This window comes from Flavobacterium panacis, from assembly GCF_024649945.1.
In the GTDB taxonomy this organism is placed as follows: Bacteria; Bacteroidota; Bacteroidia; order Flavobacteriales; family Flavobacteriaceae; genus Flavobacterium; species Flavobacterium panacis.
The window spans coordinates 730,736-747,837 of the sequence record NZ_JANKMS010000001.1 but is presented as its reverse complement, the minus strand read 5'-3'; the positions used below and the strand labels follow the sequence as shown (position 1 = coordinate 747,837).

The 17,102-nt window shown below is 33.6% G+C and carries 13 protein-coding genes; 9 read left to right on the top strand and 4 right to left on the bottom strand.

Annotated elements, in window-relative coordinates:
* Window positions 1-53: 53 nt before the first annotated feature.
* The 3 genes from pgl to gndA are packed head-to-tail and all read right to left on the bottom strand — an operon-like array spanning window position 54 to window position 3,729.
* Window positions 54-770, bottom strand: coding sequence for a 6-phosphogluconolactonase (gene pgl, locus NQQ59_RS03155; RefSeq protein WP_144213535.1), 717 nt, complete (start codon window positions 768-770; stop codon window positions 54-56).
* Complete coding sequence (zwf, locus tag NQQ59_RS03150) at window positions 754-2,289, bottom strand: glucose-6-phosphate dehydrogenase (RefSeq protein ID WP_144213533.1); 1,536 nt, start codon at window positions 2,287-2,289, stop codon at window positions 754-756. Before zwf ends, pgl begins: the two co-directional genes overlap by 17 nt.
* 30 nt (window positions 2,290-2,319) lie before the next feature.
* Entirely contained in the window at window positions 2,320-3,729 is a 1,410-nt protein-coding gene (gndA, locus tag NQQ59_RS03145; protein WP_144213531.1) for an NADP-dependent phosphogluconate dehydrogenase, read from the bottom strand.
* A gap of 398 nt (window positions 3,730-4,127) precedes the next feature.
* Between gndA and NQQ59_RS03140 the strand changes: the two genes are divergently transcribed.
* The 5 genes from NQQ59_RS03140 to NQQ59_RS03120 are packed head-to-tail and all read left to right on the top strand — an operon-like array spanning window position 4,128 to window position 8,752.
* Window positions 4,128-5,156 carry a sterol desaturase family protein gene (locus NQQ59_RS03140; RefSeq protein WP_144213529.1) on the top strand — a complete coding sequence of 343 codons (1,029 nt, stop codon included), beginning with the start codon at window positions 4,128-4,130 and terminating at the stop codon, window positions 5,154-5,156.
* Between the two features lie 17 nt (window positions 5,157-5,173).
* Window positions 5,174-5,362, top strand: a complete 189-nt coding sequence (locus NQQ59_RS03135) for a hypothetical protein (RefSeq protein ID WP_186296557.1) — start codon at window positions 5,174-5,176, stop codon at window positions 5,360-5,362.
* A gap of 59 nt (window positions 5,363-5,421) precedes the next feature.
* Window positions 5,422-6,000: an RNA polymerase sigma-70 factor gene (locus NQQ59_RS03130; RefSeq protein WP_144219737.1), complete on the top strand. Its 579-nt coding sequence runs from the start codon at window positions 5,422-5,424 to the stop codon at window positions 5,998-6,000.
* Window positions 5,997-6,977, top strand: a complete 981-nt coding sequence (locus NQQ59_RS03125) for a FecR family protein (RefSeq protein WP_144213525.1) — start codon at window positions 5,997-5,999, stop codon at window positions 6,975-6,977. The genes NQQ59_RS03130 and NQQ59_RS03125 overlap by 4 nt, the downstream gene beginning before the upstream one ends.
* A gap of 11 nt (window positions 6,978-6,988) precedes the next feature.
* Window positions 6,989-8,752 (top strand): peptidase associated/transthyretin-like domain-containing protein, encoded by a 1,764-nt coding sequence (locus tag NQQ59_RS03120; protein WP_144213522.1) that lies wholly within the window; start codon window positions 6,989-6,991, stop codon window positions 8,750-8,752.
* Window positions 8,753-8,886: 134 nt separating this feature from the next.
* Here the strand turns inward: NQQ59_RS03120 and NQQ59_RS03115 are convergent, their stop codons facing one another.
* The gene (locus tag NQQ59_RS03115; RefSeq protein WP_144213520.1) at window positions 8,887-9,960 is read right to left on the bottom strand and encodes a calcium:proton antiporter; all 1,074 of its coding nucleotides are present in this window, start codon (window positions 9,958-9,960) and stop codon (window positions 8,887-8,889) included.
* A gap of 231 nt (window positions 9,961-10,191) precedes the next feature.
* On the opposite strand from NQQ59_RS03115, the gene hsdR reads away from it, so the two are divergent.
* The 4 genes from hsdR to NQQ59_RS03095 are packed head-to-tail and all read left to right on the top strand — an operon-like array spanning window position 10,192 to window position 17,072.
* Window positions 10,192-12,552 carry an EcoAI/FtnUII family type I restriction enzme subunit R gene (gene hsdR, locus NQQ59_RS03110; RefSeq protein ID WP_144213518.1) on the top strand — a complete coding sequence of 787 codons (2,361 nt, stop codon included), beginning with the start codon at window positions 10,192-10,194 and terminating at the stop codon, window positions 12,550-12,552.
* Entirely contained in the window at window positions 12,549-14,027 is a 1,479-nt protein-coding gene (locus tag NQQ59_RS03105) for a type I restriction-modification system subunit M (protein ID WP_144213516.1), read from the top strand. Before hsdR ends, NQQ59_RS03105 begins: the two co-directional genes overlap by 4 nt.
* A gap of 1 nt (window position 14,028) precedes the next feature.
* On the top strand, window positions 14,029-15,789 hold the full coding sequence (locus NQQ59_RS03100) for a restriction endonuclease subunit S (RefSeq protein WP_144213514.1): 1,761 nt from the start codon (window positions 14,029-14,031) through the stop codon (window positions 15,787-15,789).
* A gap of 11 nt (window positions 15,790-15,800) precedes the next feature.
* Window positions 15,801-17,072 carry an SIR2 family NAD-dependent protein deacylase gene (locus NQQ59_RS03095; protein WP_144213512.1) on the top strand — a complete coding sequence of 424 codons (1,272 nt, stop codon included), beginning with the start codon at window positions 15,801-15,803 and terminating at the stop codon, window positions 17,070-17,072.
* Window positions 17,073-17,102 lie beyond the last annotated feature (30 nt).

Here is a 17,102-nt window from a genome sequence, read left to right as displayed (position 1 = left end):
GGTTGTTCTCCATCTGAAGAGAATAACCTTTTTTATTTAAGACTCTGTATTTTTTAATTTGTTCCAGCAGCAACTTTATCCACCAAAAACAATAATTCTCCAGAAACTGGTTTAATCAATTGCATCGGATATAAAGTTGGATTATATGCTCCAGTTGTAACTTCTTTCAAAGCATGAACTTTTTTCTCTCCAAAAGCTACAACCACAATTTTTTCTGCTTTATTGATTAGTGGTGCAGTAAGTGTAATGCGATACATTTTTTGCGGAGCTAAATAATAAGCGTCAACCCATTTGGTTTGTTCATTTAAAACAGCCTCACCTGGGAAAAGAGAAGCCGTGTGTCCGTCGTCTCCCATACCTAACAAAATAAGGTCAAATTTTCCTTCTTCACCTAAAACTGTTCTAATTGATTGCTCGTAAGTAGCTGCATATTCTTCAGGAGTAACGCCATCTTTGTACATTTCAAAGATATTCTCTTGCGGAATAGGAACGTGGCTCAATAAGGTTGAATAAGACATTTTAGCATTACTCAAATCATCATTTAGCGGAACCCATCTTTCATCGCCCCAGAAAATAAAAATTTTACTCCAGTCGATTTTGTTTTTGTAAGCATCAGAAGCCAGTAATTTATAAATTCCTGTCGGAGAAGAACCTCCTGTAAGAACTGCTGTAAATTTGCCTTTTGCAGCAATTGCTTTTTCTGCAGAAGCTACAAAAAGGTCTGCCGCTGTAGTATTAATTTCTTCTGTGTTATTATATATCTGTATCATCTAAAACTTCTTCTTTTATAATATTTTGAGTGTTCGGAATCCAAGCATGTCCTTGGCGAGCCAATAATTCGTCGGCTTCTTCTGGTCCCCAGCTGCCTGCTTTGTAATTTGGGAAATTCTTTGGAGCAGTTATTTTCCAAACTTGCTGAATGGTTTCAATCGCGTCCCAAGCTTCTTCTACCTGATCCCAACGCATAAATAGAGTAGGATCTCCCAATAGTGCATCTGCAATCAATGTCTCATAAGCTTCTGGCGACATAGTTGAACAAGCAAAATAATCAAAAACCATTTCAGCAGGTCTTAAAGACATCGATAAACCTGGTTTTTTGGTCATAAATTGCAGTTTAATGTCCATTGAAGGCTGAATGTTGATAATCAGTCTATTTGGTGTCATGCCTTCTTTTCCGTAAGAAAATGAAGAATGCGGCACTGGTTTAAACTGAATGATGATCGAAGATTGTTTTTCTTCCATTCTTTTTCCAGAACGCAAATAGAACGGAATTCCCTGCCATCTCCAGTTGTCCAAGTAAATCTTCATTGCCACATAAGTTTCTGTATTTGAATCTGGTGCAATGCCTTTGTCTTGGCGATATCCAGGAACTGGAACTCCTTTTATTTCTCCAGCATCGTATTGCCCTCTCACAATATAATGGTCTACTTCATCTGGTTTGATGCGACGAATCGATTTTAAAACATCTGCTTTACGATTACGAATATCATCAGCATTTAAAGAAGCAGGTGCTTCCATAGCCGTCATACACAAAATCTGGAACAAATGGTTCTGAATCATATCTTTTAAAGCGCCAACACCTTCGTAGAATCCGCCTCGTTCTTCAACGCCAACTTCTTCTGCAACAGTAATCTGCACGAAATCAATAAAATTACGACTCCATAAAGGTTCAAACATTGAATTTCCAAAACGGAAAGCCAAAATATTCTGAACCGTTTCTTTTCCTAAATAATGATCAATTCTGTAAATCTGCTCTTCTTTGAAAGTCTGCGAAAGCATTTCATTCAATTCGATAGCAGAAGCTTTATCGTAACCAAAAGGTTTTTCGATAATAATACGATCTTGTTTCGGATTTGCAGCCAATCCAATTTTCTTGATATTGCTCGAAATTGTCGAAATAAAAGAAGGCGTAATCGAAAGATAGAAAAGACGATTAGCGCGTTCGCCAAAAGCCAGATCAAAATTGTTGATTTTTTCGTTTAATCCGATGTATGATTCTTCTTTGTCAATATCAAGGCTGTGGTACGTGATATGAGAAAGAAACTTTTCTGTTTCTGGATCATTGCTTGCTTTTTTTCTTGAAAAAAGATCTAAATTCTCAGCTACGTAACTGCGAAAATCTTCATTGGTTTTTTCAGCTCTTCCAAGAGCGATAATCTGAAACTTTTCAGACATACGTCCGTCAAGATACAGATTTTGAAAAGCGGGAAAGAGCTTTCTCTTTGCCAAATCTCCGGTTCCTCCAAAAATTACTATAATTGTTGGATTCTTTAGTTTATTTTTAGTCATTGTGTGGTTTAGTTGTGTTGCTTTAATTGTTTATTCAGCCCATTGTGTATGGAAAACGCCTTCTTTATCGATACGCTCGTAAGTATGCGCTCCAAAATAATCACGTTGTGCCTGAATTAAATTGGTTGGAAGATTTGCAGAACGGTAAGCATCAAAATAAGCCAACGAGTTCATTAATCCTGAAACCGGTAATCCTTTTTGAACTGCAAACTGAATAACCGCTCTCATTCCTGATTGGTTTTCTACTAATTTTGAAGCGATTCCGCTATCTAAAAGTAAGTTTGGTAAATCTGCTTTTGTAAGGTAGGCTTTTCTGAAATCTTCTAAAATTGTTGCACGAATAATACATCCGCCACGCCAGATTTTAGCAACCGTTTCTAGGTTTAATCCGTAGTTGTATTCTTTAGAAGCGGTGTGAAGTTGCGCTAAACCTTGAGCGTAAGTCACCACGATAGAAAAATACATAGCCGATTTTAAAGCTGCAATGGCTTCACTTTGAGAAACATTGGTTTCACCAGCGTTCCAAACTAATTTTTTAGCGGCTTCAATTCTTTCCGGTTTGGTTTTAGACATATCGCGCATGTTTACTGCTGCGTCGATTGTTGGAACTGGAACTTGTAAATCCATTGCGTTTTGCGAAGTCCATTTTCCTGTACCTTTAGATCTTGCCCAATCGGAGATTTTGTTGATTAATTGCGTTCCGTCTTCATCTTTTTGTTTTAAGATGTTTCCAGTAATTTCAATCAAATAAGATCTTAAATCATCCGTTTGATTCCATTCAGTAAAAGTTTTCTGAATCGTTTCATCATCCAAGTTATAACCTCTTTTCATTAAGTCATAAATCTCAGAAATCAACTGCATGATTCCGTACTCGATTCCGTTATGAACCATTTTTACATAGTTACCAGCAGAACCGTTTCCTAAATATTCTACACAAGGTTCGCCATCTACTTTTGCTGCAATTGCTTCAAAAATAGGACGAAGTCTTTCGTACGCTTTTTGATCTCCACCTGGCATCATAGCAGGACCGAAACGAGCACCTTTTTCACCACCAGAAATTCCCATTCCAAAGAAATGGATTCCTTTTTCAGATAATTCTAAAAATCTTCTGTCAGTATCTGTAAAATAAGTGTTTCCACCGTCGATGATGATGTCTCCTTTATCTAAATGAGGAAGTAAACTAGCAATGGCGCTGTCAACTGGTTTTCCCGCAGGAACCAATAACATAATCGCTCTTGGTTGTTGAATAAGCTCTACAAAATGTTTTACATCTGTTGTTGCTTCGATAGTGTGATTGGCATCAGCTTCCTGCTGGAGAGAATTGACTTTTTCTGTATCTAAATCTAAACCTGCAGCCGCGAAGTTATGGCTGGCGATATTTAAAAGTAAGTTACGGCCCATTACGCCGAGTCCTACAATTCCAAAATCAAATTTGTTCATAGTTTTCAATTAACTAAATTATTAGAAGAATGTCTGACTGCAAAAAAGTAAGAGAAAAAACAGTAAAGCTTTTTTATTCAGTGTTTTGCAGTAAAACACAGTTTATTTTAATCTTACATTTCAAAATGTAGACCGCTAAGTTAGAGAAAAATGCTGAAAAAGGAGGAGTAAAATCGTTCACTTTTGGTCTTTATTGTGATACTTTTTAGGTGTTAAAAACACACTTATTTTAAAATTTGAAATAAAACTTTATTTCGGTCTGATTGGTTTACTACGTTGAAAATGAGTTTTAGACATCGGCTTTAAAAAAAATAAAAAAAGAGGATAGGGGTAAAATAGGATTCGGTTGTATTACTTCTGTAACAAAAGCAGAATTAATTAAAAACGTATTCTCAATCATGGTTAAAATCATCAATTATCTCTTTGTCAAATTGACATTTTTTGGAGCAGAACCCATTGCGTTAGAAAAAATTCATGAAGTAGAAAAAAGTGCCCCAAACTTAATCGTTTATGCGCTTCCGGTTGTATTGTTTTTTACGATTCTTGAATTTGTTGTTTTTTATTTTTTAGAAAGAAAAGAATACGACAAAAAAGAAACGATAGGATCTGTACTGATAGGTTTAGGAAATCTAACCGTCAATTTATTTATGAAGACCGTACTACTTTATGCTGTAGTTTGGATTTATAATCTACTGCCTTATCGAATGGAATTCAGCTGCTGGAGCTTGATTCCGTGTTTTATTTTCTATGATTTTTGTTCGTACTGGACACACCGAATTTCTCATTTTTGTCGTTTTTTCTGGGCGGCGCATGTGGTGCATCATTCGGCAGAACATTATAATTTGACAGTCAGTTTTAGACAAAGTTGGTTTCAGTATGGTAAAATCATCTTTTTTATTCCGCTGATTTTGGCTGGTTTTCATCCTGCAGTATTTTTTATTGCCAATCAGTTGAGTGTTTTGTATCAGTTTTGGGTACATACAGAAGCCATTGGAAAACTGCATCCGTTTATTGAAAAATATTTTGGAACTCCCTCCAATCATCGTGTACATCACGGAAGTCAAGAAAAATATCTCGATAAAAACTTTGGTGCTGTCTTTATGATTTGGGATCATTTGTTTGGATCCTTTCAGTACGAAGACGAAAAACCACGTTACGGCATTACCAGTTTATTAAAAAGTAAGCTTAATCCGCTGTATTTAAATTTTCATGAATTTCAGGATATTATTTCAGATGTAAGAAAAGCAAAAGGATTTCGGAAAAAGATGCATTACATTTTTGCAAGTCCCGATGTTATTGCCAAACAGAAATTAAAAAAAGAAACCGTTCAACCTATAAAATCAACTGTATCATGCGAGCAAACGAAAAACGAAAGCAATTTCAACAACAGTTATTCGAATACTTTAACCGAAAAGATAACCGTATAGCCGTTCTCGAGAATGAAATGATCATTACAAAAGGAACCGATAAAGGATTATCATTTACCTATCTTTCGGATAACAGCTGTATTGTACATTGTTATGAATTTAGTTTAAATACCGATTTGGACCTTGATGCTACGATTGATCCTTTTATAAAACTTCTGGCAAATCATAATTTTATATACCAACAGTCTAATTTGTCTTTCAATTAACTAAAAAATATATTAAATATAAAAAGTATCTATCTTTGATTGAATGTCAAACCGTTTTTGTGAAGTGTAGTAATACAGATCATATCGATTTTATTAATCAAAATGAAGCCGCTTTTGAAAAGGTTTTTAAAACTTATTTCAAAGGCCTTCATGCATTTGCCTATACTTTTGTAAAAGATGATGTTATGGCTGAAGAGATTGTGCAGAATGTATTTTTTCGGATTTGGGAGAAAAAAGAACAATTACAAATTGATGATTCACTAAAGTCTTATTTGTACCGATCTGTTCATAATGAAAGTCTGAATCACATTAAACATTTAAAAGTAAAAACTTCTTTTCAACTGCAGTATTCAGGAAATATGGAATCCTCAAATCAAGATGCATCAAATCAAATGATTGCCACTGAACTCGAAACCAAAATTGAAAAAGCAATAAATGAATTGCCACAGCAATGCCGAATTATTTTTCAAATGAGTCGTTTTGAACAGTTAAAATATCAGCAAATCGCCGATCAATTGAATATTTCTATCAAAACAGTAGAAAATCAAATGGGAAAAGCGCTTAAAGTAATGCGCTCCAAACTAATAGAATATCTTCCATTTTTATTATTTATGATAAATTTATTTCGAAGATCATGAGCCAAAACAATATGAATATGAACGATGATTTACTAGTGAAATATCTAGTTGGCGAAACTGATGCAGACGAAACTGCAATCGTAAAAGACTGGTTAAATGCCAGTGAAAACAATTTAAAATATTACAACGATTTTAAGAAAATCTGGGAAGAGAGTCTTTTAATCGCAGCCGAAAAAACGACTGTAAATGAAGATGATGCTTGGAAACGATTTCAAAATAGAATTCATGAAAAAGATAATGTTATAAAGATTCCAAACCAATCCTATAGTCGTTGGTTGCAAATAGCAGCTTCGATTATTTTGTTTTGTACTTTAGGATGGTTGGGATATTCTTATTTTGAAAACAAATCTGCAGATGAATTGATTCAGGTTTATGCATCAAATAGTACTATAAATGATACTTTACCAGATGGTACAATAGTTACGTTAAACCAAAATTCTTCATTATCGTATAAAAAGTTTGCTGGCAATACAAGACCTGTAACTTTAAAAGGAGAAGCTTTTTTCAAGGTTGCTCCAGATAAAACCAAACCTTTTATTATTCAGATCAATGATGTTTTGGTAAAAGTAGTAGGAACGTCTTTTAATGTGAAAAACAAAAACGGACAAACGACAGTAAATGTTGAAACAGGAATAGTAAAAGTGAGCCGAAATAAAGATGAAGTAGAATTAAGACAAGGAGAAAAAGTAGTCATTGCCAACAAACAGACCGCTTTATTAAAAAGTGTTAGTAAAGGCCGTTTATACAATTATTACCGAAATAAAGAATTAGTCTGCGATCAGACACCTTTGCAGGAATTGGTCGATGCGCTCAACGAAATATACAATGCTAATATTATTATCAAAACAGCGTCTTTGCAGGAAAAACCATTAACGACAATATTTAAAGATCAATCTCTGGATCAGATTTTAGAAGTAATTCAGGAAACCTTTACCCTTAAAATCGAACGAAAAGACAATCAAATCATATTAGAGTAATTCTATTTTATATGCTCAGCAACAACAAGTTTATTTTTGCACCCATTTTATTGATTCTTATTTCGGGTGTTTTTTTTAAAGCAAATGCGCAATCTATATTAGAAAACGAAATCTCTGTTCACGCAGACAGAAAACCATTAGGCAATATTTTGGACTTAATGGAAGAAAAGGGAAATTTTAGATTTGCTTATTACAGCAAATTAGTAGTAAAAGACAGTGTGGTTAGCATTCATGCTGAAAAATCGACTATAAAAGGCGTTTTAGATCAATTGTTAGGTACAAAATACGAATACAAAGAATCTCCGGGATTTGTTATTGTTCGTTATGCTCCTTTAGAATTGGCTCTTGTATTAGAGAGAAACACCGTTATGAGTGACGGACAGCAAATTGTAAACGGCTATATTGTAGATACACAAACGAATAATCGCCTTGAAAATGTGAGTGTATTGGAGAAGAATGCGCTGCTGTCTACCTTAACCAATAGAGATGGTTTTTTTGAACTTCGATTAAAAAATGCACCTCAAGCCATAGAACTGACAGCGGTTAAGGAAAATTACAAAACGGTGACGATGGTATTTCTTTCTGAAATTAAAATTCAGATGGGAGATAAAAAAAATAAAACAGATTATGTTGATGGAGATTTTACTGCCATTGAAAGATCAGGAATTGGCCGTTTCTTTATTTCTTCTAAACAAAGAATACAAGCGCTCAATTTGGGAGGATTTATTTCTAAAGTTCCCTTACAGGCTTCACTTATTCCGAGTATCAGCACGCGAGGAATGATGAATACGCAGATTGTCAATAATTTTTCTTTAAATATTTTAGGAGGCTATAATGCCGGTGTCCGCGGATTAGAAATGGCGGGACTTTACAATATTAACCGTATGAATGTCGAAGCCCTTCAAATGGCGGGAATATTTAATACCGTTGGAGGATCTGTAAATGGAGTTCAGTTAGCCGGAATCTATAATAATGTTTTTGGCAATTTAAGAGGTTTGCAGCTAAGTGGTATTCACAATAGCGTAAAGGGTTCGCAAATTGGGTTACAAATGGGCGGTGTGTATAACAATGTATATAAAGATTCTAAAGGACTTCAAATTGCAGGAATTGGTAATACGGTAAAGGGGGCTCAGAACGGATTACAGTTTTCTGGTATTTATAATATCGGAAAAGACACCGTGCGAGGCGCACAAATTACGGGACTTTTTAATTATGCCAAAGAATTAGACGGAGTCCAGTTTGGATTAGTCAACATTACCGATTCGCCATCGGGTTATAGTTTTGGTTTGTTAAACTTTAAAAAAGGCGGTTACAAGAAAATAAGTATTACGAGCAACGAAATCTCAGATATCAATCTTTCTGTAAAAACAGGAGATCATAAAATGTATACGATTTTAATGGCGGGAAGAAGCGATCGAAGCGATGAAGAAAAGCTATTCTCTTTCGGAATTGGAGTAGGGAAGAACATTCCGTTAGGGAAACGTTTTACTTTTAATCCCGAATTCAGTACGCAATATCTCTATTTAGGAAATTGGGATGTATACAATTCCCTTTCTAAATTCGATTCTTCCTTTTCTTTTCGATTATGCAAAGGCGTAGCATTATCTGCCGGTCCTTCTTTTAATCTGTATTGGACTGAGAAAAAAGACAAAAATGGCAATGCAAACACTTCGACTTTTGTTCAAGATCGTACCAAACGTTATACTATAATTGACAATAACAGCAAAGACATTCTGGGATGGATTGGATGGAGTTTTGGATTGACGCTATTTTAAATGAATAATAAAAAAAGCCTGTAAAACAAAGTTTACAGGCTTTTTTGAAACTATGTGTTAAGAAACTAGTTTCTTTTTTAAAATTCTCTTTAAAGGAAAAAAAAAATCTATGTTTCTATGTGTTTAAAAAGAATTTAAGGATAAATCATCAAAAACATAAAAGCAAACAAATTCATCAAAAGCACCACACCATAGACAATATTCGATTTGCCTTTGCTTAACGAAAGCATTACAGTAAAAACAGACAGCGCCAATAAAACAATAGATTTAATATCAAGTCCCAAAACAATTGGCATATTCATAATAATACAAACCGCCGCCACACTCGGAATCGTTAATCCGATACTGGCTAGGGCAGAACCTAAAGCCAGATTTAAACTCGTCTGCAGTCGGTTTTTTCTTGCTGCGATAATGGCTGCAATGGCTTCGGGTAATAAAATGATAATCGCGATAATGACCCCGACAAGAGATTTAGGAAGATGGTAACCAATAATAATCGTTTCAATAGTCGGAGATAGCGTTTTAGCCAATAAAACAACAATTCCTAAACTAACCAACAGAAAAATAAGACTCGTATAAAACGTTTTATTATTGATTTCTATGGGATGAATTTTAGCATCTTCATCCGTTCCGTTAGTGAGAAAATATTGGCGATAGCCTTTGGTTTGCGCAAAGAGAAACGAACCGTAGATAACCAAACAAGCAATCGAAGCAAAAATAAGCTGCGGCGTTGAATAATACGAACCGTGAACACTTTCTGTAAAAGTGGGGAAAACCAAAGTAAATACAATTATAGAGACCAGTGAAACCAAACCAATAGTTACCGAAGAAGTAGAGAAATTCTGTTCGTAATGTTTGATGCTTCCAATAAGAAGACACAAGCCTATAATTCCGTTTAAGATCAACATTGTTGCCGCGTAGACCGTATCTCTGGCTAAAGAAGCCGCTTCTGAACCTTCAGAAAGCATTAAAGAAACAATAATCGAAACTTCAATTACAGTGATCGAAATAGCCAAAATAATCGTTCCGTAAGGTTCTCCAACGCGTTCTGCAATAATCTCAGAATGATGCACAGCCGACATCACGCTTAGAATAAGCAGTATACTCGCCACGATTTGAAAAATGGTGCTGTCTGCAATCAGTCCGCTAAAAAGAAGCGCCCACGATAGAATAGGAATAATGATGGTCCACTGTAATAATTGTTTCATTTTTTGTCGTTTTTAAAAATTAGAGCAATAGCCGATAGGGCCAACAGAACCGGCTTTAGCTTGTAATATACGGTTTTTATGGGGAAGATTTTTTTGGGAAGGGGATTTTTAAGGAGTTTTTAAGGTTTGGATTGTGGGTTTTCTAATTTAAGATAATAAACTAGAATCATTTTTAAGATAATTTTCTAAAAACTATTTTTTTACTTAGATTTACTCCATAATTTCCAAAAAATGGCAGATAAAAAAGACCTAAGCGAATGCGATATCTGTGATCTCTATATAACGCCTGCATTAAAAAATGCTGGATGGGATCCGTTTACACAAATAAGGAGGGAAGTAACGTTAACTCCAGGACCTGTAATTGTGCGTGGAGAGATGTCTGCTAGAAATAAGAAAAAGAAAAAATTTGCAGATTATGTTCTTTCATGGACTGAAGGTACTAGAGTTGCTGTAATTGAAGCAAAGGATAATAGTTTTTCTGTAAGTCATGGAATGCAACAAGCATTAGGATATGCTGAGATACTTGGGGTACCTAGTGCTTTTAGTTCTAATGGTAACGGTTTTAGTTCTCATAATAAAGTAACAGAAAATGGAGAAGAAATTGAAACAGAGTTTCCTCTTGAAAATTTTCCAACCCCAGAGGTGCTTTGGAAACGTTATAAAAAATATCATAAATTAGAAAATGTTCAAGAAGAGCTAATTCTGGAGCCTTATTACAGTGACGGTTCGGGTAAAGAACCAAGATATTATCAAGTTGAGGCTATTAATCGGACTATTGAAGCAGTTGCAAAAGGACAAACTAAAATTCTCTTGGTGATGGCAACTGGAACAGGTAAAACATATACTACGTTTCAAATTATATATAGATTGTGGAAAGCAAGAAGAGCAAAAAGAATTTTATTTCTTGTAGATAGAAATATTTTAGCAGATCAAACTCTTGTAAATGATTTTAAGCCTTTTGGGTCAGTAATGACCAAAATTAAGAATCGTAAAATTGATCCTTCTTATGAAATTCATTTGGGTTTATATCAGGCACTAACTGGTCCAGATGAATCTGATAAAATATTTAAAACTGTTTCACCAGACTTTTTTGATCTTATAGTGATTGATGAGTGTCACAGAGGCAGTTCATCTGATGATTCTTCATGGCGTGAGATTTTAGATTACTTTAATAATGCTATTCAAGTTGGATTAACAGCAACACCGAAAGAGACAGAATATGCTTCTAATCTAACTTATTTTGGCGATCCTGTTTATTCTTATAGTTTAAAACAAGGTATTCAAGATGGTTTTTTAGCGCCATATAAAGTTGTTAAAATTGATATTGATAAAGATATAGATGGATGGGTTCCTCCTGAAGGTATGACAGATGATTTAGGTGCTGTAATTGAAAAACGGACCTATAATCAATCTGATATGGATAGGATTCTTGTATTGAATCAGCGAACGAAATTGGTCGCAAGTAGAGTAATGAAATTGCTAAATGCTACTGACCCAATGTCAAAAACTATCATTTTTTGTGAAGATATTGATCATGCTGAACGAATGAGAAAAGCTATTGTTAATGCCGCTGGTAAATTAGCTATCGATAATCCTAAATATGTTATGCGTATAACTGGTGATAGTATTGAGGGAAAGGCAGAACTTGATAATTTTATTGATCCTGAAAGTAAGTTTCCTGTAATTGCTACAACCTCTGATTTAATGACTACAGGTGTTGATGCTAAAACATGCAAATTAATTGTATTAGATAAGACAATTAATTCCATGATAATTTTTAAACAAATTATAGGTAGAGGAACTAGAATTGATGAAGAATTTAATAAATTCTTTTTTACTATAATGGATTTTAAAAAAGCCACAGAACATTTTAATGATCCGGCATTTGATGGAGATCCGGTTGTTATTTATAGTCCAGGACCAGATGATGATCCTGTACCTCCTAATCCTGAAGATGATGAAGAAAACAATGGAAGTGATAAAGGAGATGACGAGGGAGGAGGTGGAGATGGCCCTAGAATAAAAATAGTAGTAAGCGGAATTTCTGCCAGTATAATAAACGAAAGAATAGAATATCTGGGAGATGATGGTCAGTTAGTGACAGAATCATATAAAGATTTTTCACAAAAACAAGTAAAATCAGAATATGCATCACTTGATGATTTTTTACAAAATTGGAATGATGCAAAGAAGAAACAAGTGATTATTGAATTATTAGAACAACATGGGGTTTTGTTTGAAAACTTAGCCAAACTAGTAGGAAAAGAATATAGTGATTTTGATCTTATTTGTCACGTTGCATTTGGCCAAGCTCCATTGACTAGAAAAGAAAGAGCAAATAATGTTAAGAAAAGGGATTATTTTACAAAATATGGCACACAAGCCAAAGCAGTTTTGCAAGGATTACTTGATATGTATACTGATAAAGGTGTCATTAGTATCGAAAACGCAAAGGTTTTAAAACTAAAACCTTTTAGTGATATTGGTACTCCAATAGAGATTATTAATGAAATTTTTGGAGGTAAAGATAAATATGAAAAGGCGATAGAAGAATTAGAAAACGAATTATTTAAAGAAGAAAAAATAGCATGAGTAATGTATCAGGTATCATAAAGTCCATTCAGGATATTATGAGGAAAGATGTGGGTGTTGATGGAGATGCACAAAGAATAAGTCAGTTAGTTTGGCTTTTCTTTTTAAAAATTGTTGATGATAGAGAAGATGAACTAGAATTGACGGAAGACGATTATAAATCTCCATTACCTGAGAAATTGCGATGGCGCAATTGGGCAAAGAACCCTGAAGGAGAAACTGGAGATATTTTGCTTGACTTTGTAAATATCCAATTGTTTCCAACTTTGAAAACTAAATTGAAGATTGATGGTGAAGATGGGCGTAGGGCTTTTGTAATAAAAAACGTATTTGAGGATGCTTACAATTACATGAAGTCTGGGACATTACTTCGTCAAGTAATTAATAAAATATGTGAGATTAATTTCAATGCTTCTAGTGACAGACACACTTTTGGTGGCATCTACGAGCAAATACTTAAAGATTTACAAAGTGCAGGAAATTCAGGCGAGTTTTATACCCCTCGTGCTGTAACTACTTTTATAGTTGATAGAATTGCTCCAAAACTTGAAGAATCAGTATTGGATCCAGCTTGTGGCACAGGTGGATTTCTTACTAATGTAATTGAATACAAAAGAGAGAATTTTGTAAAAGCACCAGAAGATGAGGAAGTATTAATTAAATCAATTCATGGAGTAGAAAAGAAATCTTTACCGCATATGCTTTGTACTACCAATATGATTTTACATGGAATTGATATTCCAATAAATATCAAACACGATAATACACTTGCCAGACCATTGCGTGATTATAAAAGTAGTGACAAGGTAGATGTTATTGTTACTAACCCACCTTTTGGAGGAATGGAAGAAGACGGTATAGAAAACAACTTTCCAGCTAATTTTAAAACTAGAGAGACGGCTAATCTTTTTATGACTCTTATTATTCATTTGCTTAAAAATGAAGGGAGGGCAGCTGTCGTATTGCCTGATGGATTTTTGTTTGGTGAAGGTATACAGACCAAAATTAAAGAAAAACTTATGACTGAGTGTAATCTTCATACCATTGTAAGATTACCAAACGGTGTTTTTAATCCTTACACAGGCATCAAAACCAATATTTTATTTTTCACAAAAGGAAGATCGACAGAACATATTTGGTTCTATGAGCATCCCTATCCTGAAGGTGTAGTAAATTATAATAAAACTAAACCTATGCGTTTTGAAGAATTTCAAACCGAGATAGATTGGTGGGGAAATGAAGAAGATGGTTTTAAAACTAGAGTTCAAAATCAACAAGCTTGGAAAATTTCTGCCAACGAGATTATAGAACGTAACTACAATCTAGATATTAAAAATCCTCATATTGATGAACAAATAACTCATGATCCAAATGAATTAATTTCTCTTTACAACAAGGAACAAGTGGAAATATCTAGCTTAAGGAACCAGCTTAAAGTTATTTTAGCTGAAGCTTTAAATAATAGTGATATCTAATATGACAGAGTTGATTGTAAAAAGTTTTGATATTTGGACAGATGCTCAAGGTGTAAAATCAAAGAATAGAGGCAAAAGCGTTGATAATATTAGTTTAGAAGGTATAACTAGTTTACGTGGATTGATTTTGGATTTAGCAATTAAAGGAAAACTTGTTGCTCAAAACTCCAGTGATGAATCTGCAAGTATTTTGCTTGATAAAATTGCTGTAGAAAAAACGCAGTTAATTAAAGCGGGTAAGATAAAAAAAATAAATTCTTTACCAAAAATTGATAAAAGCAAGGTTCCTTATAAAATTCCAGATAACTGGGCTTGGAGTAGATTAGGAAATGTCTGTACGAAATTAACAGATGGTTCGCATAATCCGCCTAGAGATATTGGTCAAGGCCTACCGATGTTAAGTAGTCAGAATATAATGAATGGGAAAATTGATTTTGAAAATCCGTCTAGGTATGTTTCAGCAATGGAATTTGAAATTGAAGATAAAAGAACCCAAATATCTCCTAAAGATGTTCTACTAACAATTGTTGGTACTATTGGAAGATCTGCTGTTGTCCCTGAAAATGCTCCGAAGTTTGTGTTGCAAAGAAGTGTTGCGGTACTTCAATCGAAATTAAACCCTCATTTTTTAGCAATGCAGTTAGTTTCTCCTCACTGCATTTTATACTTTAACACTCACGGAAAAGGTACAGCACAGAAGGGAATATATCTTGGTAAATTAGGATTAATGGAAATTGTTATTCCTCCTCTGGAAGAACAAAATCGTATTGTAGCAAAAGTAAATGAATTAATGGCCTTATGCGATAAGTTTGAAGAAGAACAATTTAAAAACTTAAAAACCCATCAGGTATTAGTTAAAACTTTACTAGATACACTAACCCAAGCATCGGATGTTAATGAATTTCAAGCTGTACTGGATCGTATGTTAAGATATTTTGACATTCTTTTTTGCACTGAAGACAGTATTGATCAACTAAAGCAAACTATTCTTCAATTAGCAGTCATGGGTAAATTGGTAAAGCAAAATACAGATGATGAATCAGCGACTGAATTGCTTAAAAAGATTCAAAAAGAAAAAGAAGAATTAGAAAATGAGGGCAAGCTTAAAAAGCAAAAACTATTACCAAAAATAGGAGAAGATAAGAAACCATTTAATATTCCTAGTAGCTGGATTTGGGTTCCATGGGGAAGTATTTTAGCATATGATAATTACCCTTTTAAAAGAGGCCCATTTGGAAGTTCTTTAAAAAAAGATATGTTTATTGATTCAGGTTATAAAGTTTATGAGCAATATTGTCCGATTAATGATGACTGCTCTTTTGAAAGATATTATATATCTGATGAACTATATGAAAAGCTTGAAGGTTTTGCAGTAAAGGAAAATGATTATTTAATAAGTTGTTCAGGAGCAACTTTAGGTAGAATTACTCAAGTTCCAAGTAATTTTAAAGAAGGTATAATAAATCAGGCACTATTACGTGTTAGAATAAATCATAAATATGTAGATAAAAATTTCTTTAAATTATTATTTCGATCACCTTACTTTCAAAAAATGATTTTTGATAATTCTACAGGATCAGCGATTCCAAATGTAAAAGGAGTTAATGAATTGAAAATAATGCCAGTTCCTTTTTTATCTTTAGATGAGCAACAAAAAATTGTAAGAGAAGTAGAAAAAATTTACAGTATTTGTGATGCTCTTAAAGAAAATATTATAAAAAGTCAAAACATAAAAAGATTACTTTCTAATGTTATTGTTTAAAAAGCTGTTTTATGAGTGTATTAGATGTTGTATATAAAGAAAACATTGATAAATCTAATAAAAAGATATGGTGTGATAATGACAATCATCACTTATTTGAAAACTTTACCGATTTTAATGATTGGTTAGATGGTGATGACGGACAAGATATTCGAGAACAGTTTGGTATTGGTAATTTATCTCAACCAAGTAAAGCGATTTATGCTAGTGATCCAAAGGCTTATCATCAAATTTTTAAAGAATTTCATGAGCAAAGAATAAATCAGGTTTTAAGTAAAGATTATATTGAAGAGAAATTCGGAGATACTCATTGGTTTGAAAGAAATCAAAAAAGGTTTGAAGAATTTGAAAAATGTTTAGCTGAACGTACTGTTGTTCCTTTTGTCGGGGCTGGACTTTCTGTTGAAGGAGGTTTCCCATCATGGAGGGCTCATCTACAACAACAAGGAAGAACAGCAGGTATCGATGCCGAAGATATAACTAATTTATTAGACAATGGGCAATATGAAGAAGTCATAATAGAAATTGAAAGACTAAGAAATAGAGAAACCTTTATTCAGGAAATCAAGGATGCTTTTTCTAAAAATGGAAATATTACAGATACAACTTTAAGATTAAGTGAATTGTTTACGGACACTATAATTACGACTAATTATGATCATTTAATTGAGCAGGCTTTTGATACAGGTACTAAGGATAATATTCAATTAATAGATATTCCAAATATGTTAGATGTACCAGATCAAAATAAAACAACTATAATAAAATTACATGGAGATATTAATACACCGTCAAGATGTATTTTAGGAAAAAATCAATATGATGATGCTTATGGAAATGGTGATTTAGATTTGACGAAACCTATACCTAAATTACTATCATTTCATTATACAACAAGTAGCTTATTATTTCTTGGTTGTAGTTTGAATCAAGATAGAACTATGCAGGTTTTTCAGGCAGTTAAAGATAAAATTGGTGATGTTGACAGATTGCCTCATTTTTCTTTAGAATCAATGCCTGAAAATGAAGATGAATTAGCGCAACGAAATTCTTATTTACTTAGTTTCGGTATAATACCAATTTGGTTCCCGAGGGGAAGATATGATTATATTGAACAAATTCTTAGACTTGCGAAAAATGAATTACGTTATAAAGGATACGAACCAGGATTAAAAAAAGAAATTGGAAAGTTAGACGAAAATGAAAAAAAACCTACTGAAAATAATCTACCTAAAAATAAATGGATTAATCAAATAAAAAGTGCTTTTCAAAGAATGTTATAATTGAATTTTTATGTTTAAGGCCTCAACAAT